The sequence below is a fragment of the Chromobacterium subtsugae genome, assembly GCF_001676875.1.
Taxonomy (GTDB): Bacteria; Pseudomonadota; Gammaproteobacteria; order Burkholderiales; family Chromobacteriaceae; genus Chromobacterium; species Chromobacterium subtsugae.
Genome location: NZ_JYKA01000002.1, coordinates 1 through 20211, shown reverse-complemented (window position 1 = coordinate 20211; position 20211 = coordinate 1). Strand labels below are relative to the sequence as shown.

General features: G+C 66.0%; 19 protein-coding genes, 3 tRNA genes and 1 riboswitch. Of the genes, 12 read left to right on the top strand and 10 right to left on the bottom strand.

Annotated elements, in window-relative coordinates:
• Window positions 1-86 precede the first annotated feature (86 nt).
• Complete coding sequence (locus MY55_RS02325; RefSeq protein WP_065201916.1) at window positions 87-797, bottom strand: riboflavin synthase subunit alpha; 711 nt, start codon at window positions 795-797, stop codon at window positions 87-89.
• Between the two features lie 10 nt (window positions 798-807).
• Window positions 808-1440 carry a 3,4-dihydroxy-2-butanone-4-phosphate synthase gene (gene ribB, locus MY55_RS02320; protein ID WP_047244571.1) on the bottom strand — a complete coding sequence of 211 codons (633 nt, stop codon included), beginning with the start codon at window positions 1438-1440 and terminating at the stop codon, window positions 808-810.
• Between the two features lie 132 nt (window positions 1441-1572).
• Window positions 1573-1721: riboswitch (FMN riboswitch) on the bottom strand.
• A gap of 76 nt (window positions 1722-1797) precedes the next feature.
• On the opposite strand from ribB, the gene ruvB reads away from it, so the two are divergent.
• From ruvB to MY55_RS02305, 3 genes are all read left to right on the top strand, one after another.
• On the top strand, window positions 1798-2835 hold the full coding sequence (gene ruvB / locus MY55_RS02315; protein WP_043579604.1) for a Holliday junction branch migration DNA helicase RuvB: 1038 nt from the start codon (window positions 1798-1800) through the stop codon (window positions 2833-2835).
• 84 nt (window positions 2836-2919) lie between these two features.
• A complete protein-coding gene (locus tag MY55_RS02310) occupies window positions 2920-3339 on the top strand; it encodes a hypothetical protein (RefSeq protein ID WP_043579601.1) in 420 nt (139 codons plus the stop codon).
• Window positions 3340-3346: 7 nt separating this feature from the next.
• A complete protein-coding gene (locus tag MY55_RS02305) occupies window positions 3347-3919 on the top strand; it encodes a nucleotidyltransferase family protein (RefSeq protein ID WP_208856013.1) in 573 nt (190 codons plus the stop codon).
• A 255-nt stretch (window positions 3920-4174) separates the two neighbouring features.
• Here MY55_RS02305 and MY55_RS02300 read toward each other — a convergent pair whose 3' ends face one another.
• The 4 genes from MY55_RS02300 to MY55_RS02285 form a co-directional block, all read right to left on the bottom strand.
• Window positions 4175-5248, bottom strand: coding sequence for an ABC transporter substrate-binding protein (locus MY55_RS02300; RefSeq protein ID WP_043579599.1), 1074 nt, complete (start codon window positions 5246-5248; stop codon window positions 4175-4177).
• An 87-nt stretch (window positions 5249-5335) separates the two neighbouring features.
• Window positions 5336-6454 (bottom strand): glutamate 5-kinase, encoded by a 1119-nt coding sequence (gene proB / locus MY55_RS02295; RefSeq protein ID WP_043579597.1) that lies wholly within the window; start codon window positions 6452-6454, stop codon window positions 5336-5338.
• 75 nt (window positions 6455-6529) lie between these two features.
• Complete coding sequence (locus MY55_RS02290; protein ID WP_043579595.1) at window positions 6530-8029, bottom strand: hypothetical protein; 1500 nt, start codon at window positions 8027-8029, stop codon at window positions 6530-6532.
• Window positions 8030-8111: 82 nt separating this feature from the next.
• Window positions 8112-9461 (bottom strand): adenosylmethionine--8-amino-7-oxononanoate transaminase, encoded by a 1350-nt coding sequence (locus MY55_RS02285; protein WP_047244568.1) that lies wholly within the window; start codon window positions 9459-9461, stop codon window positions 8112-8114.
• A gap of 268 nt (window positions 9462-9729) precedes the next feature.
• Here MY55_RS02285 and MY55_RS02280 point away from each other — a divergent pair, with 268 nt between their 5' ends.
• From MY55_RS02280 to MY55_RS02265, 4 genes are all read left to right on the top strand, one after another.
• Window positions 9730-10206, top strand: a complete 477-nt coding sequence (locus tag MY55_RS02280; protein WP_043579592.1) for a pilin — start codon at window positions 9730-9732, stop codon at window positions 10204-10206.
• 91 nt (window positions 10207-10297) lie between these two features.
• Complete coding sequence (locus tag MY55_RS02275) at window positions 10298-10768, top strand: pilin (protein WP_052878144.1); 471 nt, start codon at window positions 10298-10300, stop codon at window positions 10766-10768.
• A gap of 76 nt (window positions 10769-10844) precedes the next feature.
• Window positions 10845-12707 (top strand): PglL family O-oligosaccharyltransferase, encoded by a 1863-nt coding sequence (locus MY55_RS02270; RefSeq protein WP_081284611.1) that lies wholly within the window; start codon window positions 10845-10847, stop codon window positions 12705-12707.
• 94 nt (window positions 12708-12801) lie between these two features.
• On the top strand, window positions 12802-14589 hold the full coding sequence (locus MY55_RS02265; protein ID WP_043579580.1) for a PglL family O-oligosaccharyltransferase: 1788 nt from the start codon (window positions 12802-12804) through the stop codon (window positions 14587-14589).
• A 199-nt stretch (window positions 14590-14788) separates the two neighbouring features.
• Here the strand turns inward: MY55_RS02265 and rpoH are convergent, their stop codons facing one another.
• The 4 genes from rpoH to ftsY all read right to left on the bottom strand — a co-directional run bounded on the left by rpoH (window position 14789) and on the right by ftsY (window position 18548).
• A complete protein-coding gene (gene rpoH / locus MY55_RS02260) occupies window positions 14789-15652 on the bottom strand; it encodes an RNA polymerase sigma factor RpoH (protein WP_043579577.1) in 864 nt (287 codons plus the stop codon).
• A 127-nt stretch (window positions 15653-15779) separates the two neighbouring features.
• Entirely contained in the window at window positions 15780-16688 is a 909-nt protein-coding gene (gene ftsX / locus MY55_RS02255; protein ID WP_065201914.1) for a permease-like cell division protein FtsX, read from the bottom strand.
• Complete coding sequence (ftsE, locus tag MY55_RS02250) at window positions 16685-17338, bottom strand: cell division ATP-binding protein FtsE (protein ID WP_043579573.1); 654 nt, start codon at window positions 17336-17338, stop codon at window positions 16685-16687. The genes ftsX and ftsE overlap by 4 nt, the downstream gene beginning before the upstream one ends.
• Before the next feature lie 61 nt (window positions 17339-17399).
• Window positions 17400-18548, bottom strand: coding sequence for a signal recognition particle-docking protein FtsY (gene ftsY, locus MY55_RS02245; protein WP_065201913.1), 1149 nt, complete (start codon window positions 18546-18548; stop codon window positions 17400-17402).
• A gap of 227 nt (window positions 18549-18775) precedes the next feature.
• Here ftsY and rsmD point away from each other — a divergent pair, with 227 nt between their 5' ends.
• The 5 genes from rsmD to MY55_RS02220 all read left to right on the top strand — a co-directional run bounded on the left by rsmD (window position 18776) and on the right by MY55_RS02220 (window position 20145).
• A complete protein-coding gene (gene rsmD, locus MY55_RS02240; RefSeq protein WP_065201912.1) occupies window positions 18776-19345 on the top strand; it encodes a 16S rRNA (guanine(966)-N(2))-methyltransferase RsmD in 570 nt (189 codons plus the stop codon).
• A 101-nt stretch (window positions 19346-19446) separates the two neighbouring features.
• Window positions 19447-19698, top strand: a complete 252-nt coding sequence (locus tag MY55_RS02235; protein ID WP_065201911.1) for a YfhL family 4Fe-4S dicluster ferredoxin — start codon at window positions 19447-19449, stop codon at window positions 19696-19698.
• Between the two features lie 139 nt (window positions 19699-19837).
• Window positions 19838-19923 (top strand) — tRNA-Tyr (locus tag MY55_RS02230).
• Window positions 19924-19972: 49 nt separating this feature from the next.
• Window positions 19973-20046: transfer RNA gene (locus MY55_RS02225), tRNA-Gly, on the top strand.
• Window positions 20047-20070: 24 nt separating this feature from the next.
• A tRNA-Thr gene (locus tag MY55_RS02220) sits at window positions 20071-20145 on the top strand.
• Window positions 20146-20211 lie beyond the last annotated feature (66 nt).

Sequence of the window (20211 nt, the reverse complement as noted above, 5' to 3'; positions counted from 1 at the left end):
CATCGGGGATGAAAAACAGGGACGCGGATGCGCCCCTGTTCAGCAGACAGGCGGGCGGCCGATTGGTTCGCGGCCGCCGCCCGGGTTCAGCGCGCCGCCAGCGCCGGCTGGCGGCGCGCAGCCGGCAGCAGCGCGGGGGCCAAGTCGTCCAGCCTGGCGGCCAGGAGCGGCGCCAGCGCCGCGAACTTGTCCTCCAGCGCCTCGCGCATGGTGTCGACCAGCACCTGGGTCTGCCGCTCGATTTCCAGGTTGATCCGGTCGCCCGCTTGCTTGCCGCCCAAGGTGGTGGCCTGGCGCGTTTCCGGGATCAGCCACACTTCGAACCAGCCTTCGCGCTTGTCGATGTCGGCGATGGTCAGGCTGACGCCGTCCAGCGCCGCGTAGCCCTTGGCGAACAGGTAGCGCAAGGCGCCCGGCGGCACGCTCAGCCGCAGGCGCAGGTTGTCGCCGCATGCCTCTCGTTGGGCGATGGTGGCTTGATAGTCGACATGGCCGGATAGCGCGTGGCCGCCGTTCTCCGCGCCGTCGGCCAGCGCCCGCTCGGCGTTGACCGCGTCGCCGGCCTGGCAGCGGGCCAGCGTGCTGGTGACCAGCGTCGGCAGGATCAGGTCGAACTCGGCGTTGTCTGCCTGCGGCGGCGCCGCCACGGTCAGGCAGGCGCCGTTTACGGCGACGCTGGCGCCCTGCCGCAAGCCGTCGCAAAAGCCCGGCGGGAAAGCGAGGGTGAGCCGCCGGCTGCCGTCGCCATCCTGGACGGCAATGATGCGGGCGATGGCCTGGGTGATGCCGCTGAACATGGCGTCCTCCTCAGGCGTCTTGCCGTTGCAGCCATTCGGCCAGCTCCGCCACCGTCAGCTGCGGCAGGCCGTGCCGTGCGGCATAAGCGTCCAGCTGGGGGCCGCGCATCATGCTGCCGTCCGGGTTCATCAGCTCGCACAGCACGCCGGCCGGGCTGAAGCCGGCCAGACGCGCCAGCTCCACCGAGGCTTCGGTGTGGCCGCGCCGCTCGCGCACTCCGCCGGCGCGGGCGACGATGGGGTAGACGTGGCCGGGGCGCACCAGGTCGCCGGGCTTGGCGTCGGGGGCGATGGCGGCGCGCATGGTGGTGACGCGGTCGGCGGCGGAGACGCCGGTGGTCACGCCCTCGGCCGCCTCGATGGCGACGGTGAAAGCGGTGCCGTAGCGGCTGCCGTTGTCGGCGGCCATCGGCGGCAGCGCCAACTGCGCGGCGCGCTCCGGCGTGATGCACAGGCAGACGATGCCGCTGCCGTCGCGGATCATCCGCGCCATTTCCGGCACGGTGAGCATGTCGGCGGCCAGGATCAGGTCGGCCTCGTTTTCGCGGTCGGCGTCGTCGGCGACGATCACCGGCAGGCCGCGGCGCAAGGCGTCAAGCGCGGCGTGGACGCGCAGGGAAAGGATATCGGTGTGGGCGTTCATGGAAACGGTCCTCAAATAATGGATTGAGAAACACGTCCCGTGGGCGTGAAGCGGATAGCGTACGGCTATCCGGCGCGATAAACGCGCGGATACGACACAGTTTTCCCGCCGCGGGCGCGGACGGAAAGCTGGCGTCGTCTTCTTTCATCCGGACTATTACCGTCGGCTCTGGCATTTCACCAGATCTGCTGACCCCTCGCCGTGCGGCGAAGGCGCTCGCGGGCTCGGCGCTTGCGCGCCATACCGCCGGTGGGGAATTGCACCCCGCCCCGAAGACGTTGGCCGCACAGCGCGGCCAGCGGCGAGTATAGCGCGGTGTTAGAATGTCGGCAGCAAGATTTCCCCCAAGAGTCCCCGATGATAGAAACCGACAAGCTGTTCGGCGCCGCGCCGGAGCGCCGCATCGTCACCGCGCAACGCGCGTCCGAGCAGGAAGAGGCGCTGGAGCGCGCGCTGCGGCCCAAGCAGCTGGACGACTATGTCGGCCAGAAGAAGGCGCGCGAGCAGCTGGAGATCTTCATCGAAGCCGCCAAGCGCCGCGGCGAGGCGCTGGACCACGTGCTGCTGTTCGGCCCGCCGGGCCTAGGCAAGACCACGCTGGCCCACATCGTCGCGCGTGAGATGGGCGTCAACCTGCGCCAGACTTCCGGCCCGGTGCTGGAGCGCGCCGGCGACCTGGCGGCGCTGCTGACCAATCTGGAGCCGCACGACGTGCTGTTCATCGATGAAATCCACCGGCTGTCCCCGGTGGTGGAGGAAATCCTCTACCCGGCGCTGGAGGATTACCAGATCGACATCATGATAGGCGAAGGTCCGGCGGCGCGGTCGGTGAAGCTGGACCTGCCGCCGTTCACGCTGGTGGGCGCCACCACCCGCGCCGGCATGTTGACCAATCCGCTGCGCGACCGCTTCGGCATCGTCGCCCGGCTGGAGTTCTACACCGCCGATGAGCTGACGCGCATCGTCAGCCGCTCGGCCGGCCTCTTGAACGTACAGCTGTCCGATGACGGCGCCTTCGAAGTGGCCAAACGCTCGCGCGGCACGCCGCGGATCGCCAACCGCCTGCTGCGCCGGGTGCGTGACTACGCCGAAGTGAAATCGGACGGCGTGGTGACGATGGCGGTGGCCGACGCCGCGCTGGCGATGCTGGACGTCGATCCGGCCGGCCTGGACGTGATGGACCGCAAGCTGCTCTCCGCCATCCTGGAGAAGTTTTCCGGCGGCCCGGTGGGCCTGGACAACGTCGCCGCGGCGATAGGCGAATCCACCGACACCATCGAGGATGTGATCGAACCCTTCCTGATCCAGCAGGGCTATCTGCAGCGCACCCCGCGCGGACGGATGGCCACCTCCCAGGCGTATCTGCACTTCGGCCTGCCGGCGAAAGACGCCTGAGTTTGCCCGCGCGCAAGCGCGGCCGCCGGTGGGCGGCATGCGGATCGCGTACAATGCCATTATCTGCACCGTAAGCGAGAAATCATGTTCTACGTGTTGTTCGCCACCATCCTGATCGTGGTGGTTGCCGCGGCCGTCGCCGCCGCGCGTTTCTTCGACCCGGCCGTGGCCAAGATCCTCGGCCGCACCCTGGGCCAGGAGCTGGCCGACGCCTGGCGCAAGTATGTGTTCTTCGCCATTGTGGTCAGCGGCGTGTCCGGCGGCGTGCGGCCGTGGTCGCTGGAGCGCTATCTGGCGCCGCTGCCGGGCAAGGGCAGCAGCCAGCTGCAACTGGGCGGCGAGCGCTGGATGCTGGAGCTGTACACCGCCGGCATCGAAACGCTGCGCTCCATCGCCTGGGTGGTGCTGCTGTTCTTCCTGTGCGCGATGCTGGCCTATGTGATCATGCGCGCGGTGGAATTCCGCCGCCTGGAAGCGGAAGAACGCCGCAGCCATCCGGAATAGTGCCGGCATGCTGGAAGAGCGGCTGCGGGGGCTGGTTCGCGCCAGCCCCTGGCTGATGGAGGCTTTGCGCGCGGCGCGGGCGCTGCATCTCGCCGACTGGTGCATAGGCGCCGGCGCGCTGCGCAGCCTGGTGTGGGATGCGCTGCATGGCTTCGCGTCCCAGCCGTCGGCCCTGTCCGACATCGACCTGGCGCATTTCGACGCCAGCGACCTTTCCCCCGGGCGCGACGCCGCGCTGCAAGCCCGTCTGCAAGCCTCCCATCCCGGCCTGCCCTGGGAAGTGACCAACCAGGCCGCCGTCCATCTGTGGTTCGCCGATTATTTCGGCTACGCGGTTGAGCCGCTGTCTTCGCTGGAGGATGCGGTGGCGACGTGGCCAGAATACGCCACCGCGGTGGGCGTGGCGCTGAACGCCGACGACAGCCTGCGCCTGATCGCGCCTTATGGCCTGGACGACCTGTTCGCCATGCGGGTGCGCCGCAACCCGGCGCGGGCCAGCGTGGAGATCTATCGGCAGCGGCTGGCGCAGAAGCGCTATGCCGAGCGCTGGCCGCGGGTGAGGGTGGTGGAGTCGGCCTGACGACTTTTCATGGCGGTTCCGCCAGCCGGACGGGCCGGGGGGGCTGCGCGGCCAGCCCCCCGGCACCCCCAGGCCGCCCCTGCGGCCCGAGAAACCCCGACAATACAACCTTGCGCCAGGAAGCCGCCGATCGAAAAAACGGCGGCTTAAACCCACTGGTCCAAGGCGGTTTTGTCGGCACGGGCCAAAGGGGAGGAGCGGCTGCCGATCCGCCTGTCAGGCCCAGCAGGCAGCGCAAGCTCGCTTAAGCGCTTCCTAGCGCCCGATCTTCACCTGCGTCCACAAGCGGTTCAGCTCGCGGCGCGATTTCGCGTCCAGATCCTTCAAGGCCACGTACCTGCCCTTGGCCGGGTCCAGCATGATCACCGGATTGGCCTTGATCTGCGGCTTGAAGAAAGCTTCGGCCGCCTTCACCGGATTGGTGGCGCCGATCTGGTTGGAGATCTCCGCGGCGTTCTTGCCGTCCAGCATGAAGTTGATGAACTGGTAGGCCAGGTCCGGGCGCGGCGCGTCCTTCAGGATGGTCATATTGTCTATCGCCAGCACATTGCCTTCCTTCTGCGGCTGGTAGGCCAGCTCGAACGGGCGCTTGGCGGCTTTCACATCCTGTTGCGCCTGGTAGAGGTCGTTGGAATAGCCCAGCGCCACCCAGATGTTGCCGACGGTCAGCTCCTTGATGTAGCTCTGGTTGTTGAACGCCGCCCAGTAGGGCTTGGCCTTGCGGATGACGTCGGCGGCGGCCTTCCAGTCGGCGGGGTTGACGGAGTTGGCGTCGCGGCCCAGGTACATCAGCGCGGCGGCCATCAGTTCGCGCTGGCTGTCCAGCACCGTCACCTTGCCCTTGATCTTGGCCAGCAGCGCCGGGTCGAAGACCAGCGCCCAGCTATTGGCCTTGTCGGCTAGGCCGGCTTTTTTCAGTTGGCTGGCGTTGTAGCCCAGCAGCGTCAGCGACACCACGGTCGGCGCGGCATAGCGGTTGCCGGGGTCGAAGGGCTGGTTGAGCCGCAGGTAGCCGGGGTTCAGGTTCTTCCAATTGGGCAGCTTGGCTCTATCCAGCGCCTGCAGCTTGCCCTGCTTCAGCAGCGCGTTCACCGCGAAGGCGGTGGGGAACACCATGTCGTAGCCCTTGGCGCCGGCGGCCAGCTTGGCCAGCATTTCCTCGTTGTCGCCGTAGTAGTCCTGCACCAACTGGCAGCGGCACGCTTGCTCGAAGCGCTTGGCGGTGTCAGGCGACAGCGCGTTGTTCCAGTTGTAGACATGCAGCACATCCGCGGCGGATGCCGAGCCCCAGGCTAGTGTCATCAGCGCCGCGAGAGCCAGCTTGTTCATACCTTGTCATCCTTGTGTCAGATAAAAATGAAACCCCGGCCAGACACTGGCCGGGGCGGGAAAACGCGTGTGGAGCCGGGACGGCGCTTACAGCGCCACCATATTGTCGCGGTGGATCAGCTCGGGTTCGACGATATAGCCCAGCGCGCCCTCGATCTCGCGGGTGCTCTTGCGCATGATCTGGCGCGCCTCGTCGGAACTGTAGTTGACCAGGCCGCGCGCCACCTCGTTGCCGGCGGCGTCGACGCAGGCCACCGCCTCGCCGCGCAGGAAGTCGCCCTCCACCGCGCTGACGCCCACCGGCAGCAGGCTGGTGCCGCGCTCGCGGATGGCCAGCGCCGCGCCGTCGTCCAGCAGCAGGCGGCCGGACAGCTTCAGGTGGTCGGCCAGCCATTGCTTGCGCGCCGCCATGCGGCTGGTGGCGGCCACCAGCTGGGTGCCGATGGCTTCGCCGTCGGCCAGCCGCGACAGCACCTGGGCCTCGCGGCCGCAGGCGATCACGGTGGCGGCGCCGCTGCGCGCGGCGCGCTTGGCGGCCAGAATCTTGGTGATCATGCCGCCGGTGCCGACGCTGGAGCCGGCGCCGCCGGCCATCTCTTCCAGCCTGGGATCGCCGGCTTCGGCCAGGCGGATGAATTCGGCGTCCGGATGCTTGCGCGGGTCGGCGCTATAGAGGCCTTGCTGGTCGGTGAGGATCACCAGCGCGTCCGCTTCGATCAGGTTGGTGACCAGCGCGCCCAGCGTGTCGTTGTCGCCGAAGCGGATCTCGCTGGTGACCACGGTGTCGTTCTCGTTGATGATGGGCACCACGTTGAGATTGAGCAGGCTCACCAGCGTGGAGCGGGCGTTCAGATAGCGGGTGCGGTCGGCCAGGTCTTCGTGGGTGAGCAGGATCTGCGCGGTCTGCAGGCCGAAAGCGCGGAAGGCGCTTTCATAGGCCTGGCACAGGCCCATCTGGCCGACGGCGGCGGCGGCCTGCAATTCGTGCACGCCCTTGGGGCGCACGGTCCAGCCCAGGCGCTGGCAGCCTTCGGCGATGGCGCCGCTGGAAACCAGCACCACCTGCTTGCCGCGGCGCTTGAGTTCGGCGATTTCGGCGGCCCAGCGCGCCAGGGCGGCAAGGTCTAGGCCCTTGCCGTCGTTGGTTACCAGACTGGAACCGACCTTGACCACGATGCGGTCGGATGCGTGTATCACCGAATCCATCAACAGACCTCGCTATGAAAGCAAATGATTATAGAGAGGTCAGTGTACCCGAAAAAGCGCCGGGCTTGAGCCAGGTCAAAAGTACTCGCTGGGCCGGTATTCGATCAGTTGAAAGTGAGGGGATTGCTGCAGCAGTTTGGCGGCGCGTATCAGTTTTTCCCCGGCGTCGTCGCGCAGGCGGAATTCGCGCAGCTGGCTGAACTGGCGTCCGGGCAGCAACAGCAGGTCGGGGCGGCCGGCGGCGGCCGGCAGCCGCAGGCCGCGCAGGAAGCTGTCGCCGCTATGGGTGATGCTGGGCATCGCCAGCACCGGCTGCGGCAGGCCGCCGAGGATTTCCACGCCGCATTCCACTTCCTTGCCGGTGGGTTGCATCAGCACCCAGCGCACCGCGCACAGCTGCGCCGCTTCCGGCTGGTCGGGCGGATGCAGCAGCAGCGCTTCGCCGGCGCGCAGCGTCTGTTCGCGCGGCAGGCCGCGCAGCAGATAGCCGGATTCGCTGCGGTTGACCAGGGTCAGCAGGCAGGAGGACGGCGGGCTGCGCAGGCGGGCGTTCTCCTCTTCCGAGCCGGCGCCGGCCAGCTGCCAGCTGCCGTGGTTGGCCAGGTGCCAGATCGAGGAGAGGGTGGAGACGACCTCGACCACTGCCTGGCTGTCTTCCCGGCCGTGCTTGCGGCGGCGCGGATGCTGCCATTCTTCCACCAGGCCGCTCAGCAGCTGCACGACATCGCCCAGCTGCGCGGCGGCGTTGCCGCTGGCGCTCTGCAGCTGTTCCAGGCTGCGGCGCATGGTGTCCACCGCGCCGCTCAACTCCAGCATGCTGCAATGGCCGTGCAGCGAGCCGGGGGTGATCAGCAGGTGGCGCGGCGGATTGTCTTCCAGCGGGTCCAGCAGATAGCCGTGGCGGTTGTCGTTCAAGCCCGCCACCGGCAGCAGCGATACTTGGCGCGCCAGGTCGTAGATCAGCTGGCGCGCCAGGTGCATGTCGACAACCGACAGGCGGTTGGTGGAGGTCAGGCCCAGCAGCAGGATCTGGCGGTAGATGACGGCCAGCGAGTCGTCGCCGGACAGCGCCTTGTCCTGCCAGCCGCGCTCCCGCGCCAGCGCGTAGAGCTGGTGGCAGTCCAGCCAGAAGCCCGCCGGCAGCGGGCAGTAATTCTGCTGGCTGACGTTCAGGTACTGGCGGGCGGCCATCATGGTGTACAGCAGCAGTTCGATCTTGGGCTGCTCTCGCTCCAGCAGCGCGTGGCGGCCCAGCTTTTCGTTCAAGGTCTGTTTGAAGGCGATGTACAGATTGGCGAACAGTTTGACGCTGAGCACCGCCAGCAGCCGGGTCTTGGGCGAGGACAGGATATCGTTGTGCTGCGATTCGGCTTCCAGCAGCGGGTAATAGCGATCCAGCGCCTTCAGATAGAGCAGCAGCAGCTTGAAGCGCTGCGTCGGCTCCAGCGGCGTGCGCGCCAGCTGGTACAGCGCCTGGCTGAGCAGCCGGCCGCATTCCGGCAGGTCGGTGTAGGGAAGGCGTTCCAGCCAGGCCGCGACGCTGGCTGGCTGGGTGTCGACGAGTTGCGGGTCCATATCCTTCTTCGGCAAGGCGAGTGGCGGCATCCGGACAGGGCTCCGAGGCTGTGTCGCGGGACGGCGCCCGGCGCGCCGCGCTTCAGGGCAGCGGCGTTTCCGCGCCTGCCGTCTGCGAGCCGCCGGCCAGGACTTCGTCCAGCGCTGAGCAGCTCGACTCGACCAGCCAATCCATTTCTTCGTTGTTCAGGGTATAGGGCGGCATGAAGTAGACGGTCTTGCCTATCGGCCGCAACAGACATCCGCGTTTCAGCATGGCCGAAAAAAAGGCCAATGCAAAGTCGGCGCGCTCGGTGGCCACGTCGAAGGCCCAGATCATGCCGGTGTGGCGGAAGTGGCGGATGTCGGGGCGGGAGGACAGCGGCCGCATGCGGCGGGTGAATTCGGCGGCCTTCTCCCGGTTGGCGGCCAGCACGTCGTCGGCCTCGAAGATGTCCAGCACCGCCAGCGCGGCGCTGCATGCCAGCGCGTTGCCGGTGTAGCTGTGCGAATGCAGGAAGCCGCGCGCCACATCGTCGTGGTAGAAGGCCTGGTAGATTTCGTCGCGGGTCAGCACGCAGGACAGGGGCAGGAAGCCGCCGGTGATGCCCTTGGACAGGCACAGGAAGTCCGGCAGGATGCCGGCCTGCTGATAGGCGAAGAAGGTGCCGGTGCGGCCGAAGCCCACCGCGATCTCGTCGGCGATCAGATGCACCTGGTGGCGGTCGCACAGCCGGCGCAGTTCGGCCAGATAGGCCGGATCGTGCATCGCCATGCCGGCCGCGCCCTGCACCAGCGGCTCGACGATCACCGCGGCGATCTCGCCGGCGCGCTTGGCCAGCAGGTTTTCCAGCGCCACGGCGGCGCGGCGGGCCGGGTCGGCGGCGGTTTCCCCGGGCGCGGCCTGGCGGGCGTCCGGACTGGGCGCCCGCAGGCCAGGCTTGAGCAGGTCGGCGTAGGTGGACGAGAACAGCGGCACATCGGTGACGGCCAGCGCGCCGACGGTTTCGCCGTGGTAGCTGTTCTCCAGGCTGACGAAGCGGGTCTTGCCGGGCTGGCCGCGGTTTTTCCAGTAGTGGAAGCTCATCTTCAGCGCGATTTCGGTGGCGCTGGCGCCGTCGGAGCCATAGAAGGCGCGGCCGAGGCCGGACAGCGCCGCCAGGCGTTCCGACAGCTCCACCACCGGCTGGTGGGTGAAGCCGGCCAGCATCACGTGCTCCAGGCTGTCCAGCTGGCGCTTGATCGCCTGCTTGATGCGCGGCTCGCCATGGCCGAACAGGTTGACCCACCAGGAGCTGACGCCGTCCAGATAGCGTTTGCCGTCGAAGTCGGTCAGCCAGACGCCGTCGGCGCTGGCGATGGGGACGATGGGCAGGCTTTCATGGCGCTTCATCTGGGTGCAGGGATGCCAGACGGCGGCGAAGCTGCGCTCCAGCCAGGCTTGGTTGCTCATGCGATGGGCTCCGGTAGGGGGATGGCGGATGCTAGCATAGTCCGCGCCGCGGTTCCGATGTGACGAAAAACGTCAGTTTCTGCCCAGCGGCGACAGCCAGGGCCGCGCAGGGGCGCGCCAGGGCGGGTCCGCGAAGGCCTGGCATGCTTTCTGCTGGATAAGGCGGACATGCGTCGGGCGGCACGCGCCCGGAAACCCGCAGACGAGGCTGGCGGCCGCGGCCGCCGCCATTCCATTTGGCGAAGCTTGGCAATCCGGGAGTTCAATCATGAAGAGACAGCAGATCCAGCAGGGTTTCACCCTGATCGAGTTGATGATCGTGGTGGCCATCGTCGGCATCCTGGCGGCCATCGCCATCCCGGCTTATCAGGACTACACCAAGCGGGCGCGGGTGACGGAAGGCCTGGCGCTGGCGGATTCGGCCAAAACCGCGGTCACCGAGTACTACGCATCCAACAATGCTTTTGTCGCGTCAGGCACCGCACCGTATAACACTAGCTATGGGCTTGCCACAACCATCACCGGCAGTTCGGTTGGCAGCCTGTCGGTGCTGGCCAGCGGCGTGATCCAGGTCGCCTACAACAGCACGGTGTCCAGCGGTGCCCTGCTGGATCTGGTGCCTACTGTTACTTCCGGCTCGGTTTCCTGGGTCTGCACCTATACCGGCACCGGCGGCGGCACCACCGCCATCGCAGCCGCCAACCAACTGTCGGCCAACTGGGTGCCCAGCACCTGCCGCCAGTAAGCGTGGCGGCGACAGTCGCGGAGCAAGAGGCACTGCGGTGCCTCTTGATTTTTGCGGCGGGCCCGGGTTTGAGCATCAGGAGATGCGGAAGATGCGGAACAGAACGACGCAGCGCGGCTTTACCCTGATAGAGCTGATGATAGTGGTGGCGATAGTCGGCATCCTGGCCGCCATCGCCATCCCGGCCTACCAGGACTACGCCAAGCGGTCGCGGGTGGCCGAGGGGCTGGCGCTGGCCGACGCCGCCAAGACCGCGGTGGCGGAGTACTACGCCAGCAAAAGCGCGTTCGCCAGCTCCACGCCGTACAACAGCGCGTACGGGCTGTCGACGGCGTCGTCGATCACCGGCAACGCGGTCAGCAGCGTGTCGGTGCTGGCCAGCGGCGTGATCCAACTGACCTACAACAACACGGTCTCCAGCGGCGCGCAGCTGGATCTGGTGCCCTCGGTCACCTCGGGTTCGGTTACCTGGGTTTGCACCTATACCGGCACCGGCGGCGGCACCACGGCCATCGGCACGCAGTTGCAGGCCAACTGGGTGCCGACCAACTGCCGGCAGTAGGCCTATGCTGCGCCATGGCATCCCCGTGCGCGGGGCCGCTGGGTATAATCATGTCATTCGATAGCCGGTGGCGCAGATGCAAGGATCAAGCCAGTTGAGCGACAAGACCTGGTGGCGCGATGCCGCGCTGTATCTGTTTTTTTGCGGCTGTTTCGTCTTTCCCTTTTTCAATTTCGCCCGCTACACGCCGCTGCAGGACTGGTGGACCAATGCCGGCGTGGTGCTCTGCGTCGGCATCGCCGGCTTGTTCGCGCTGCGCCGCGGGCAAAGCGGCGTGCGGGTGCCATTGGCGGCGGCGGCGCTGGCGGCGCTGCTGCTGTTGCTGTCCTTCAGCAATGGCTTGCTGCTGGAGAATTACCAGCCCGCCATTCTGATCCTGGCCAGCCTGGCCGCGATGCTGGTGCTGGCGGTATTCCTCGTCAACCGGCTGCGGCCGGACCTGGCGCGCGTCTGCGTCATCCTGGCCTCCTGCCTGTTGCTGGGCAGCTGCATCCAGATCGTGCTGGGCAGCATCCAGCTGCTGGACCTGGCCCGGTATTGCCGCGGCCTGGTGACGTTGAACTATCTGAACCCGACCGAAGTGATGGGCAATGTCGGCCAGCGCAACCAGTACGCGCAGTACTTGAGCTGGGGCGTGGCGGCGGCCTGTTACCTGTATGGGCGCGGCCGGCTGCGCGCCGGCTTCTGCGCGCCGCTGGTGTTGTTCCAGCTGCTGTTGATTACCTGGTGCGGCGCGCGGCTGCCGCTGGCCTACAGCCTGGGCATTTGCGGGCTGTGCTGGTTCTGGCACCGCCGCGCGCCCGGCGACGAGGCGTTGCTGCGCATGCTGAAGGCCCTGGCGGCGGCGATCATCGTGCTGGCGCTGCTGCAATTGTTCAATGAAGAGATCGTCTGGCTGCTCAACCGGCTGGGCTTGCCCATCCATGTGCAAAGCGGCTCCGAACGCCTGCTGGACGCCGGATTCGGCGCCCGCCGCCGCATCGAGTGGACCAAGGCCTGGATGGTGTTTCAGCAGCACCCCTGGTTGGGGGTGGGGCTGGCGCGCTATCCGGCGCAGTCGGTCTGGCTGGAGGCGTTTGGCGGCCTGCCCAAGTACCCGGAAGGGGTGTTGTTCACCCAAAGCCATAATCTGATTTTCCAGCTGTTGGCCGAAACCGGGCTGTCCGGCGCGCTGGTCGCGGGGCTGGGCTTGTGCGGCTGCCTGCTGCCGTTTTTCGCCCGCGGCCGGCAGAGCCCGGAAAACCTGCTGCTGATCTGCATCGCGATGATGCTGCTGACCCACAGCATGTTCGAGTTTCCGCTGTGGTACCTGCCTTTTCTGGCGATGCTGGTGACGGTGTGCGCGCTGGGTCCGGCGCCGGTTTGGCAGGTGCCCACCCGCACGATGCTGTTGCGGCTGGCCTGCGCCGGCGGCGGGGCGCTGATGATCGCGCATATCGTCAGCGGGGTGTTCATCTTCTGGAATCTGGTGGCCTACAGCCGGCCCAGCCTGTCGGCGGCGGAAAACATCCGGCGGGTGAACTACATCGAAAAAGTGGAGCGCAATCCCTTGTGGATAGACGCGGCCTCGATGGTGATGGGCAATTACCTGCTGCCGGGCCGGCGGCAGCTGGCGGTGGTGCTGCCGTTCTACGAGCAACTGGCGCGCAACCAGCCGTATATCGCCGTGCTGCAGCGGCTGAGCGTATGCCAGGCGCTGGCCGGCCAGCCCGAGGCCGCCAGACGCACGCTGGTGATGGCCATCGCCAGCTATCCCGACGAAGTGTTGAAGTTGGACGCCAGCCTGCAGCCGTGGCAAGAGCCCGAGGTGCGCGCGCTGGCCGAACTCACCAGCCGGGTGAAGGCCATCTATTTGCGGCACGGCGCGTATACCGACGCCGCGCGGATGGCGGCGGTGACGGCGGTGGCGTCGCCGGTCACGCGCAAACCGTTGTTTTGACGGGTTTGTAACGCGCGGACACATTTGACCGGTTTTGCCGGCTGTGCGCATGCGGTATGCTGCCGGCTTTGCTGTTTTCGATATCTGGTCCGCCATGACTTTTCAGAAAATATCCGAACGCCTGGCCCTGCTGGCATTGTGCCTGATCGCCATCGTGCCGTTCGCTTCCCGCGTCCATTTCGTGCCGCTGCCGCAGTGGTTCGGCGAAATCAACGTGATCTGGCTGCTGGTGGCCGCCGGCGCCTTGCTGCTGCCCGGCGGCAAGCTGTTCGACGCGGTGCCGCGAGCCGGTTGGTGGTGCCTGCTGCTGGCGGGGGTCTGGGCGCTGCAGCCGCAGCTGGTCAGCCTGATGTTCCCCGGCATGAGCTACGCCACCGCGCTGGGCTGGTTGGCGCTGGCGTTGCTGGCCTCGATCACCGCCTCCTTGCGCGGCGCTTTCGGCGAACGCGAGTTCGCGGTATGGCTGGCGCGCGCCGTCATCGTCGGCGGCCTGGTGCAGTCGCTGATCGGCGCCGCCCAGCTCACCGGCCTGGCCGCGCCGCTGGGGCTGTTCTACGATGGCTCCCACCCCACCACCAACATTTTCGGCCACATCGGCCAGCGCAATCAGTACGCCCATTACCTGATGTGGTCGGTGGTATCCGGCGTCTATCTGTTCGCGGTGGGCAGGCTGGGGCGCAACTGGCTGGTGGCGCTGGTGCTGTGGATGGCGCTGATGCTGGCCTGGGCGGGGTCTCGCACCACGCTGCTGTATCTGGTGGCGATTTCGGCATTGGCCGCGCTGTGGCACTGGCGCAGCCGCAATGAGGTTTCGCGCCGGCTGATGCTGGCGATGTGGGCTTGCAGCGGCGCGGTGCTGGCCGGCCAGTTCGCCCTGCCGCTGTTCAATCACCTGATTTCGCTGTTGACCCATTCCGACGTGGAAAACGCTTCCGGCGTGGCGCGGCTGGCGGCCAACGGCGACGACATGGGCGCGCGCCGCTTCGCCGAGATGCACAAGGCTTGGCTCACCTTCAAGGCGCATCCGCTGTGGGGCGTGGGCTGGTCGCAGTATGCGGCGGAAAGCGTGCGCCTGCAGCCGCTGCCGCAGTTCGCCGCCGCAGGCTACAACAGCGGCCTGTTCACCAATGCCCACAACCTGGTGCTGCAATTGCTGGCCGAAATGGGCGGCGTCGCCACCGCGCTGGTGCTGGGCGGCTTCGTCTGGGCGGTATGGCCGTTCTTCCGTCGCCAGGCCGAGCCGGAAGGCGTGCTGGCGCTGGCTTGCATCGCGGTGACGCTGACCCACAGCATGCTGGAGTATCCGCTGTGGTATTTCTATTTCCTGGCAATGCTGGTGCTGTTCATGGCGATGGCGCCGCGCGGCGAGTCCAGGTCCTTGCCGTTGCCGGCGCGACTGCCGTTGCTGGCGGCGCTGGCATGGGTAGGCTGGCTGTCGATCAGCACCACGCCGATGTTCTGGGAGCTGGTCAACCTGTACACCCCCACCGGCAACGCGCAGAAGGACGCCAAGCGCGCCGAGCGGCTGATCGAAATCGTCAAGACCAAGCCGCTGTTCGCCTACCACGCGCTGTACACGCTGGACGACTACCTGCCGATCACCCGCGACAATCTGAAGCAGAAGCTGGCGCTGGAAGACCGGCTGACCGAGTTCCGCCCGTATCCGGACGTGATGCTCAAGCGCGCGCAGATGGAAGTTTTGGCCGGCGAGCAGGCCAAGGCGGAACAGACGCTGCGCACCACGCTGGCCTCGTTCCCGACCTATGCCGGCCAGTTCCTGGAAACGCTGGGCGACGCCAACCCGGAATGGGAGCCGCTGCGCAAGATCAGCCGCGAGGCCTACGACAAGCTGCCGGCCAAGTTCCGCACTTTGCCGGAGTAAGCCCATCCCCGGCTAGCGGGGGGGATGAAAAAAGCCGCTCTTTCGAGCGGCTTTTCGTTTGCCGGCATTCAGGCTGCCTGCGCGCGGCTGGCGATCCAGGCTGGGAATGAATGCGCCGCTCCTGCAGCAGATGCGCCAACTCCCGGTGGCGGGCAATAAAAAAGCCGCTCATTCGAGCGGCTTTCTGCATGGGGGCGGATCAGTTGTCCAGCACCACGCCCTCGCTGAGCGCGGCCTTCATCTTGGTCAGCGCCTTGGCCTCGATCTGGCGGATGCGCTCGGCCGACACGCCGAATTCGGCCGCCAGCTCGTGCAGCGTCGAGCCGCTGTCGTCGGCCAGCCAGCGCGCTTCGACGATGCGGCGGCTGCGGGCGTCCAGCGTCGACAGCGCGTATTCGAGGCCTTCCGACTGCAAGTGGTCGAAAGCGCGGCGCTCCAGCGCGCGGGTCGGCTCGCTGTGCGAGTCGGCCAGCCAGTCTATCGGCGCGTAGCTGTCCTCGTCGTCGCTGTCGGCCAGCAGGGACACATCCTGGCCGTTCATGCGGATTTCCATTTCGCGGACTTCCTCGGGCTTGACGCCCAGGTCGGCGGCGATGGACTTGGCTTCCTGTTCGGACAGCGCGGAGAAGCCGCTCTTCATGCTGCGCAGGTTGAAGAACAGCTTGCGCTGCGGCTTGGTGGTGGCGATGCGCACCAGGCGCCAGTTGCGCAGGATGAATTCGTGGATCTCGGCCTTGATCCAGTGGATGGCGAACGAGAACAGGCGCACGCCGCGGCCCGGCTCGAAGCGCTTCACCGCCTTCATCAGGCCGATATTGCCTTCCTGGATCAGGTCGGCCTGCTGCAGGCCGTAACCGGCGTAACCGCGCGATACCGACACCACCACGCGCAGGTGCGACAGCACCATCTGCCGCGCCGCTTCCAGGTCGTTTTCCTGCTGGAAACGGGTCGCGAGCTCGGTTTCCTGCTCCGGCGACAGCATAGGGACGCTGTTTACCGCCTGGATGTACTGCTCCAGGCTACCGCTGGTCGACGGAACGGGCAGGGCAAATGTTGTGTTCATTGCGATGGCTACCTCCTTGGGTAGTGCTATGTTAGCACTCGTATATGGAGAGTGCTAGCAATGAAAGGTTCCCGCGTCAATGATTTTAACAATCGATGCGATAGCTGAAACCTTTCACTTGGCATATCTATTTCGGCTCTACCTTGCGCAGGTGATGGTCGGCGGCGAGGCGGGCGCCCAGCATCGCCAGGAAGGCGGCCACGCCGATCAGCGCCGCCAGCTCCTGCAGATTAAGGCCGCGCAGCTCCACCCGCTCGCCGTACAGCATGGCGAATTCGCGGATGGCCGGATTGGCCAGCGCCGCCAGCCAGCTCGACAGGCCCCAGGCCAGCAGCGCGGCGAACACGCCCTGCCACAGCGCGTGGTAGAGGAAGGGCCGGCGGATGAAGCTGTCGGTGGCGCCGATCAGCTTGGACACCTCGATTTCATCCTGCCGCGCCAGAATCTGCATCCGGATCGCGTTGTGGGTCACCAGCACCAGCGCCAGGCCCAGCGCGGCGGCCAGGAACCAGGTCAGCTTCTTGCCCATGTCCACCATGCCGTACAGCCGCTTGGCCCAATGCGCGTCGAACTGCGCCATTTCCACCATCGGCAGGCCGGATAGCTCCTTCTGCAGCATTTCCATTTCGCGCGGTTCGAGCGAAATCGGGGTGACGACGAAGGCGTCCGGCAGTGGATTGCCGTCCAAGCCGTCGGACAGGCCGGACAGGCCGTTGCGCTGCTCCAGGTCCTGCAGCGCCTTGCTCTTGCTGATAAAGGTGAAGCTCTTCACCTTGGGGTGGTGCGACAGGGTGCTGTTGACGGCGGCGATGTCGGCCTCCTCGGCCGATTGCTCCATGAACAGCGTGATCTGCGGCGTGGCGGTAAGGCGGCCGACCCAGTCCTGCACGCTGCTGACCGACAGGTAGAGGCACAGCGGCAGCGCCAGCGCCAAGGCCAGCATCAGCAGGGTCAGCAGGCTGCCGAACGGTTGGCGCAGGATCTTGATCAGCGCCTGCTTGGCGCTTTGCCAGTTCAGATAGAGAAAGTGTTTCATGCGGCGAACTGTCCTTCCCTCAGGCGGATGATGCGGCGGCCGTAGTCTTCCATCAGGGTTTCGTCGTGGGCGGAGATCAGCACGGTGACGCCCACCTGGTGGAAGGACTTGAACAACTCCATGATGTCGAGCGCGTAGGCGCGGTCGAGGTTGGCCGACGGCTCGTCGGCCAAGAGGATGCTGGGGCGGTGCACCACCGCGCGGGCGATGCACAGCCGCTGCTGTTCGCCGCCTGACAGGCGGATGGGCATCATCTTTTCCTTGCTGAGCAGCCCCACCTTGTCGAGCGCGGCGCGCACGCGCTTGGCTGCGTCGCGGCGGTCGAAGCCTATGATGTCCAGCGGCAGCATCACGTTGTCGAACACGCTGCGGTCGAACAGAATCTTGTGGTCCTGGAACACCATGCCCAGATGCTGGCGCACATAGGGGATCTGGCTGCCGCGCAGTTTGGACAGGTTCTGGCCGTTGACCAGCACGCCGCCGCTGGTGGCGCGCTCGATGCCGGCGATCAGTTTCAGCAGCGTCGACTTGCCGGCGCCGGAGTGGCCGGCGAGAAACACCATTTCGCCGGTTTCGATGGTGAAGGACAGGTTCTTCAGGGCTTCGTTGCCGCCCGGGTAGCGCTTGGTTACCTGGTCGAACTGTATCATGGAGAGGTTTCCCGCTTATTGGCTGAGAAAAGCGGCCGCCTGGCGCGGCCGCGGGCGTGTCTTATTCGAACAGCGCGTCGATGTAGTCGCGGCTGTCGAACGGCCGCAGGTCGTCTATGCTTTCGCCGACGCCGATGAAGCGCAGCGGGATCGGCCGCTGCTTGGCGATGGCGGCGATCACGCCGCCCTTGGCGGTGCCATCCAGCTTGGTCAGGATCAGGCCGGTCAGGCCCAGCGCGTCATCGAAGGCTTTCACTTGGTTGACGGTGTTCTGGCCGATATTGGCGTCCAGCACCAGCACCACTTCATGCGGCGCGTCCGGCAATGCCTTCTGGATCACCCGCTTCACCTTTTTGATTTCCTCCATCAGGTGCAGCTGCGTCGGCAGGCGGCCGGCGGTGTCGGCCAGCACGATGTCGATGCCGCGGGCGATGGCGGCCTGGATCGCGTCATAGCAGACGGCGGCGGAGTCGCCGCCCTGCTGCGCGATCACGGTGACGTCGTTGCGCTCGCCCCAGGCGATCAGCTGTTCGCGCGCGGCGGCGCGGAAGGTGTCGCCGGCGGCCAGGAGCACGCTCTTGCCCTGGCTTTGGTAGTACTTGGCCAGCTTGCCGATGGAAGTGGTCTTGCCGGCGCCGTTGACGCCGGTCATCATGATCACGAACGGCTTCTTGCCTTCGACGTCCAGCGGCACTTCCAGCGGGCCGATCAGGTCCTGCAGCGAATCCTTAAGCGCGCCTTTGAGTTCGGAAGAATCCTTCAGGCCCTTCAACGATACCCGTTCGCGCACGTCCTTCAGCAGATGCACGGTGGCGTCCATGCCCATGTCGGCGGTCAGCAGCACCGTTTCCAGCTCTTCGTACAGCTCTTCGTCTATCTTGCCGCCGCCGAACAGGCCGGCCAGCTGCTTGCCCAGGCGGTCGCGGGTCTTGGCCAGGCCGGCCTTCAGCCGCTCGGTCCAGCTCATTTTCTTCAGCGGCGTCGGCGCGGCGTCTTCGGACGGTACCGGCGGGGCAACAGCGGCGGCGGTTTCGGCCGGCAGATCGCCGACGGCATCAGGGGCCGGCGCCGGAGCAGGCGCTTCAAGCGCGGCGGCGGCCGGACTGGCGGGCTCGGCGATGAGTGCCGGAGCGGCATCGACGACGGCTGCCGGCGTTTCGGTTTGCGGTGTCTCCACCGGCTTCGGTTTTTTCTTGAAGAAGCTGAACATGCGTAATCAGGCCAGAGATTTCGGTAAACGGCTAAATTGTATCCTCAAATGCCCTCGCGCACCGAATTGGCGCGCATGGCATTGACTGCGGATGGTTAACAAATATAAGGAATATGATGCCGTTTGTTGGCTGGCGCGCGACACTAATGCGGCGCGAGCCCGCATGATTGAGGCGGTAAAGTCCTGATCAGGTTAAACTCTGGCGCTTGTTTCAAGAGTCAAGAGCCATGAGTCAGTCACGTAACAAGGTCAGAATCATCGGCGGCGAATACCGCCGCCGCCTGCTGCCGTTTCCCGACGCCGAAGGTTTGCGTCCCACGCCGGACCGCGTCCGCGAAACCCTGTTCAACTGGCTGGGCCAGGATCTGTACGGCAAGAACTGCCTGGATCTGTTCGCCGGCAGCGGCGCGCTGGGCTTCGAGGCCGCCTCCCGTTCCGCCCGTCGCGTGGTGATGGTGGAGAAATCGCGCAAAGCGCACGAATCGCTGCAAGCCAATCGACAGCTGCTGCAGGCCGGCGCGCTGGACGTGCAGTGCGGCGACGCGCTGCTGTACCTGAAGAACAGCCGCGAACAGTTCGACGTGATCTTCCTGGATCCTCCCTATGATTCCGACCTGCTGGAGCAGGCGCTGCCGCTGCTGCTGCCGCGGCTGGCGGAGGAGGGCATGGTGTACCTGGAGGCCAGGCTATGGCCGGAGCAGCTGCCGGAAGGCCTGGAACTGGTGCGGCGCGACAAGGCCGGCCTGGTGCAGTACGGCCTGCTGCGGCGCGTCGCGGCCGCCCCCGTTTTGTTGTGATCCATGGCCGGGTCGCCGCATAAGGTTATAACCAGCGCGAACTTGCGACCCGCCGCCGCGGGTGACAGAATTCATGTTGTGGAATACTTGAGGAATTTACTATGTCTTTGATAATTACCGACGAATGCATCAATTGCGACGTCTGTGAGCCGGAATGCCCGAACAACGCGATCTCGCAGGGCGAAGAGATCTACCAGATCGATCCCGACCTGTGCACCCAGTGCGTCGGCCACTACGACGAGCCGCAATGCCAGCAGGTCTGTCCGGTGGATTGCATTCCGCTGGATCCGTCCCATCAGGAGAGCGAAGAACAGCTGCATGCCAAGTATCTGAAGATTTCCGGCAAGGCCTGAAAATCGCAAGGTATTGAAAGCAAAGGAAACGCCCCGCCGCTTGCGGGGCGTTTGCCGTTTTGACGCGAAATAATTCAAATTTTTTCGCGAAAGGTGTTGACGGCGGGGGAGGGCATCTATAATATTCGGGTCTCTCACGGGGGGGGTTACCCCAGCGGTCAACGGGTCCGGACTGTAAATCCGGCGGCTTAGCCTTCGAAGGTTCGAATCCTTCTCCCCCCACCAGAATTTGTAAGACGTTTGGCAAGTGGCAGTGTTGTGGTGTAGTGACCAGGCGGGTGTAGCTCAATGGTAGAGCAGAAGCCTTCCAAGCTTACGACGAGGGTTCGATTCCCTTCACCCGCTCCAAGCGTTTGATAGCCTGTTTTAAGGGCCCATGTAGCTCAGGGGTAGAGCACTCCCTTGGTAAGGGAGAGGTCGGCAGTTCAATTCTGCCCATGGGCACCACCAATTTACTTTGCTTGTTTCGTATTCAGGAAATTTGCCATGGCTAAGGAAAAGTTTGCGCGGACT

Coding starts and splice junctions, on each gene's coding strand:
- MY55_RS02305 (WP_208856013.1), top strand. CDS start 3,347: ATGCTGGAAGAGCGGCTGCGGGGGCTGGTTCGCGCCAGCCCCTGGCTG.
- rsmD (WP_065201912.1), top strand. CDS start 18,776: ATGAGTCAGTCACGTAACAAGGTCAGAATCATCGGCGGCGAATACCGC.
- rpoH (WP_043579577.1), bottom strand. CDS start 15,652: ATGAACACAACATTTGCCCTGCCCGTTCCGTCGACCAGCGGTAGCCTG.
- proB (WP_043579597.1), bottom strand. CDS start 6,454: ATGGATTCGGTGATACACGCATCCGACCGCATCGTGGTCAAGGTCGGT.
- MY55_RS02265 (WP_043579580.1), top strand. CDS start 12,802: ATGACTTTTCAGAAAATATCCGAACGCCTGGCCCTGCTGGCATTGTGC.
- MY55_RS02235 (WP_065201911.1), top strand. CDS start 19,447: ATGTCTTTGATAATTACCGACGAATGCATCAATTGCGACGTCTGTGAG.
- MY55_RS02290 (WP_043579595.1), bottom strand. CDS start 8,029: ATGGACCCGCAACTCGTCGACACCCAGCCAGCCAGCGTCGCGGCCTGG.
- ribB (WP_047244571.1), bottom strand. CDS start 1,440: ATGAACGCCCACACCGATATCCTTTCCCTGCGCGTCCACGCCGCGCTT.
- ftsE (WP_043579573.1), bottom strand. CDS start 17,338: ATGATACAGTTCGACCAGGTAACCAAGCGCTACCCGGGCGGCAACGAA.
- ftsY (WP_065201913.1), bottom strand. CDS start 18,548: ATGTTCAGCTTCTTCAAGAAAAAACCGAAGCCGGTGGAGACACCGCAA.
- MY55_RS02300 (WP_043579599.1), bottom strand. CDS start 5,248: ATGAACAAGCTGGCTCTCGCGGCGCTGATGACACTAGCCTGGGGCTCG.
- MY55_RS02285 (WP_047244568.1), bottom strand. CDS start 9,461: ATGAGCAACCAAGCCTGGCTGGAGCGCAGCTTCGCCGCCGTCTGGCAT.
- MY55_RS02280 (WP_043579592.1), top strand. CDS start 9,730: ATGAAGAGACAGCAGATCCAGCAGGGTTTCACCCTGATCGAGTTGATG.
- MY55_RS02270 (WP_081284611.1), top strand. CDS start 10,845: ATGCAAGGATCAAGCCAGTTGAGCGACAAGACCTGGTGGCGCGATGCC.
- MY55_RS02310 (WP_043579601.1), top strand. CDS start 2,920: ATGTTCTACGTGTTGTTCGCCACCATCCTGATCGTGGTGGTTGCCGCG.
- ruvB (WP_043579604.1), top strand. CDS start 1,798: ATGATAGAAACCGACAAGCTGTTCGGCGCCGCGCCGGAGCGCCGCATC.
- MY55_RS02325 (WP_065201916.1), bottom strand. CDS start 797: ATGTTCAGCGGCATCACCCAGGCCATCGCCCGCATCATTGCCGTCCAG.
- MY55_RS02275 (WP_052878144.1), top strand. CDS start 10,298: ATGCGGAACAGAACGACGCAGCGCGGCTTTACCCTGATAGAGCTGATG.
- ftsX (WP_065201914.1), bottom strand. CDS start 16,688: ATGAAACACTTTCTCTATCTGAACTGGCAAAGCGCCAAGCAGGCGCTG.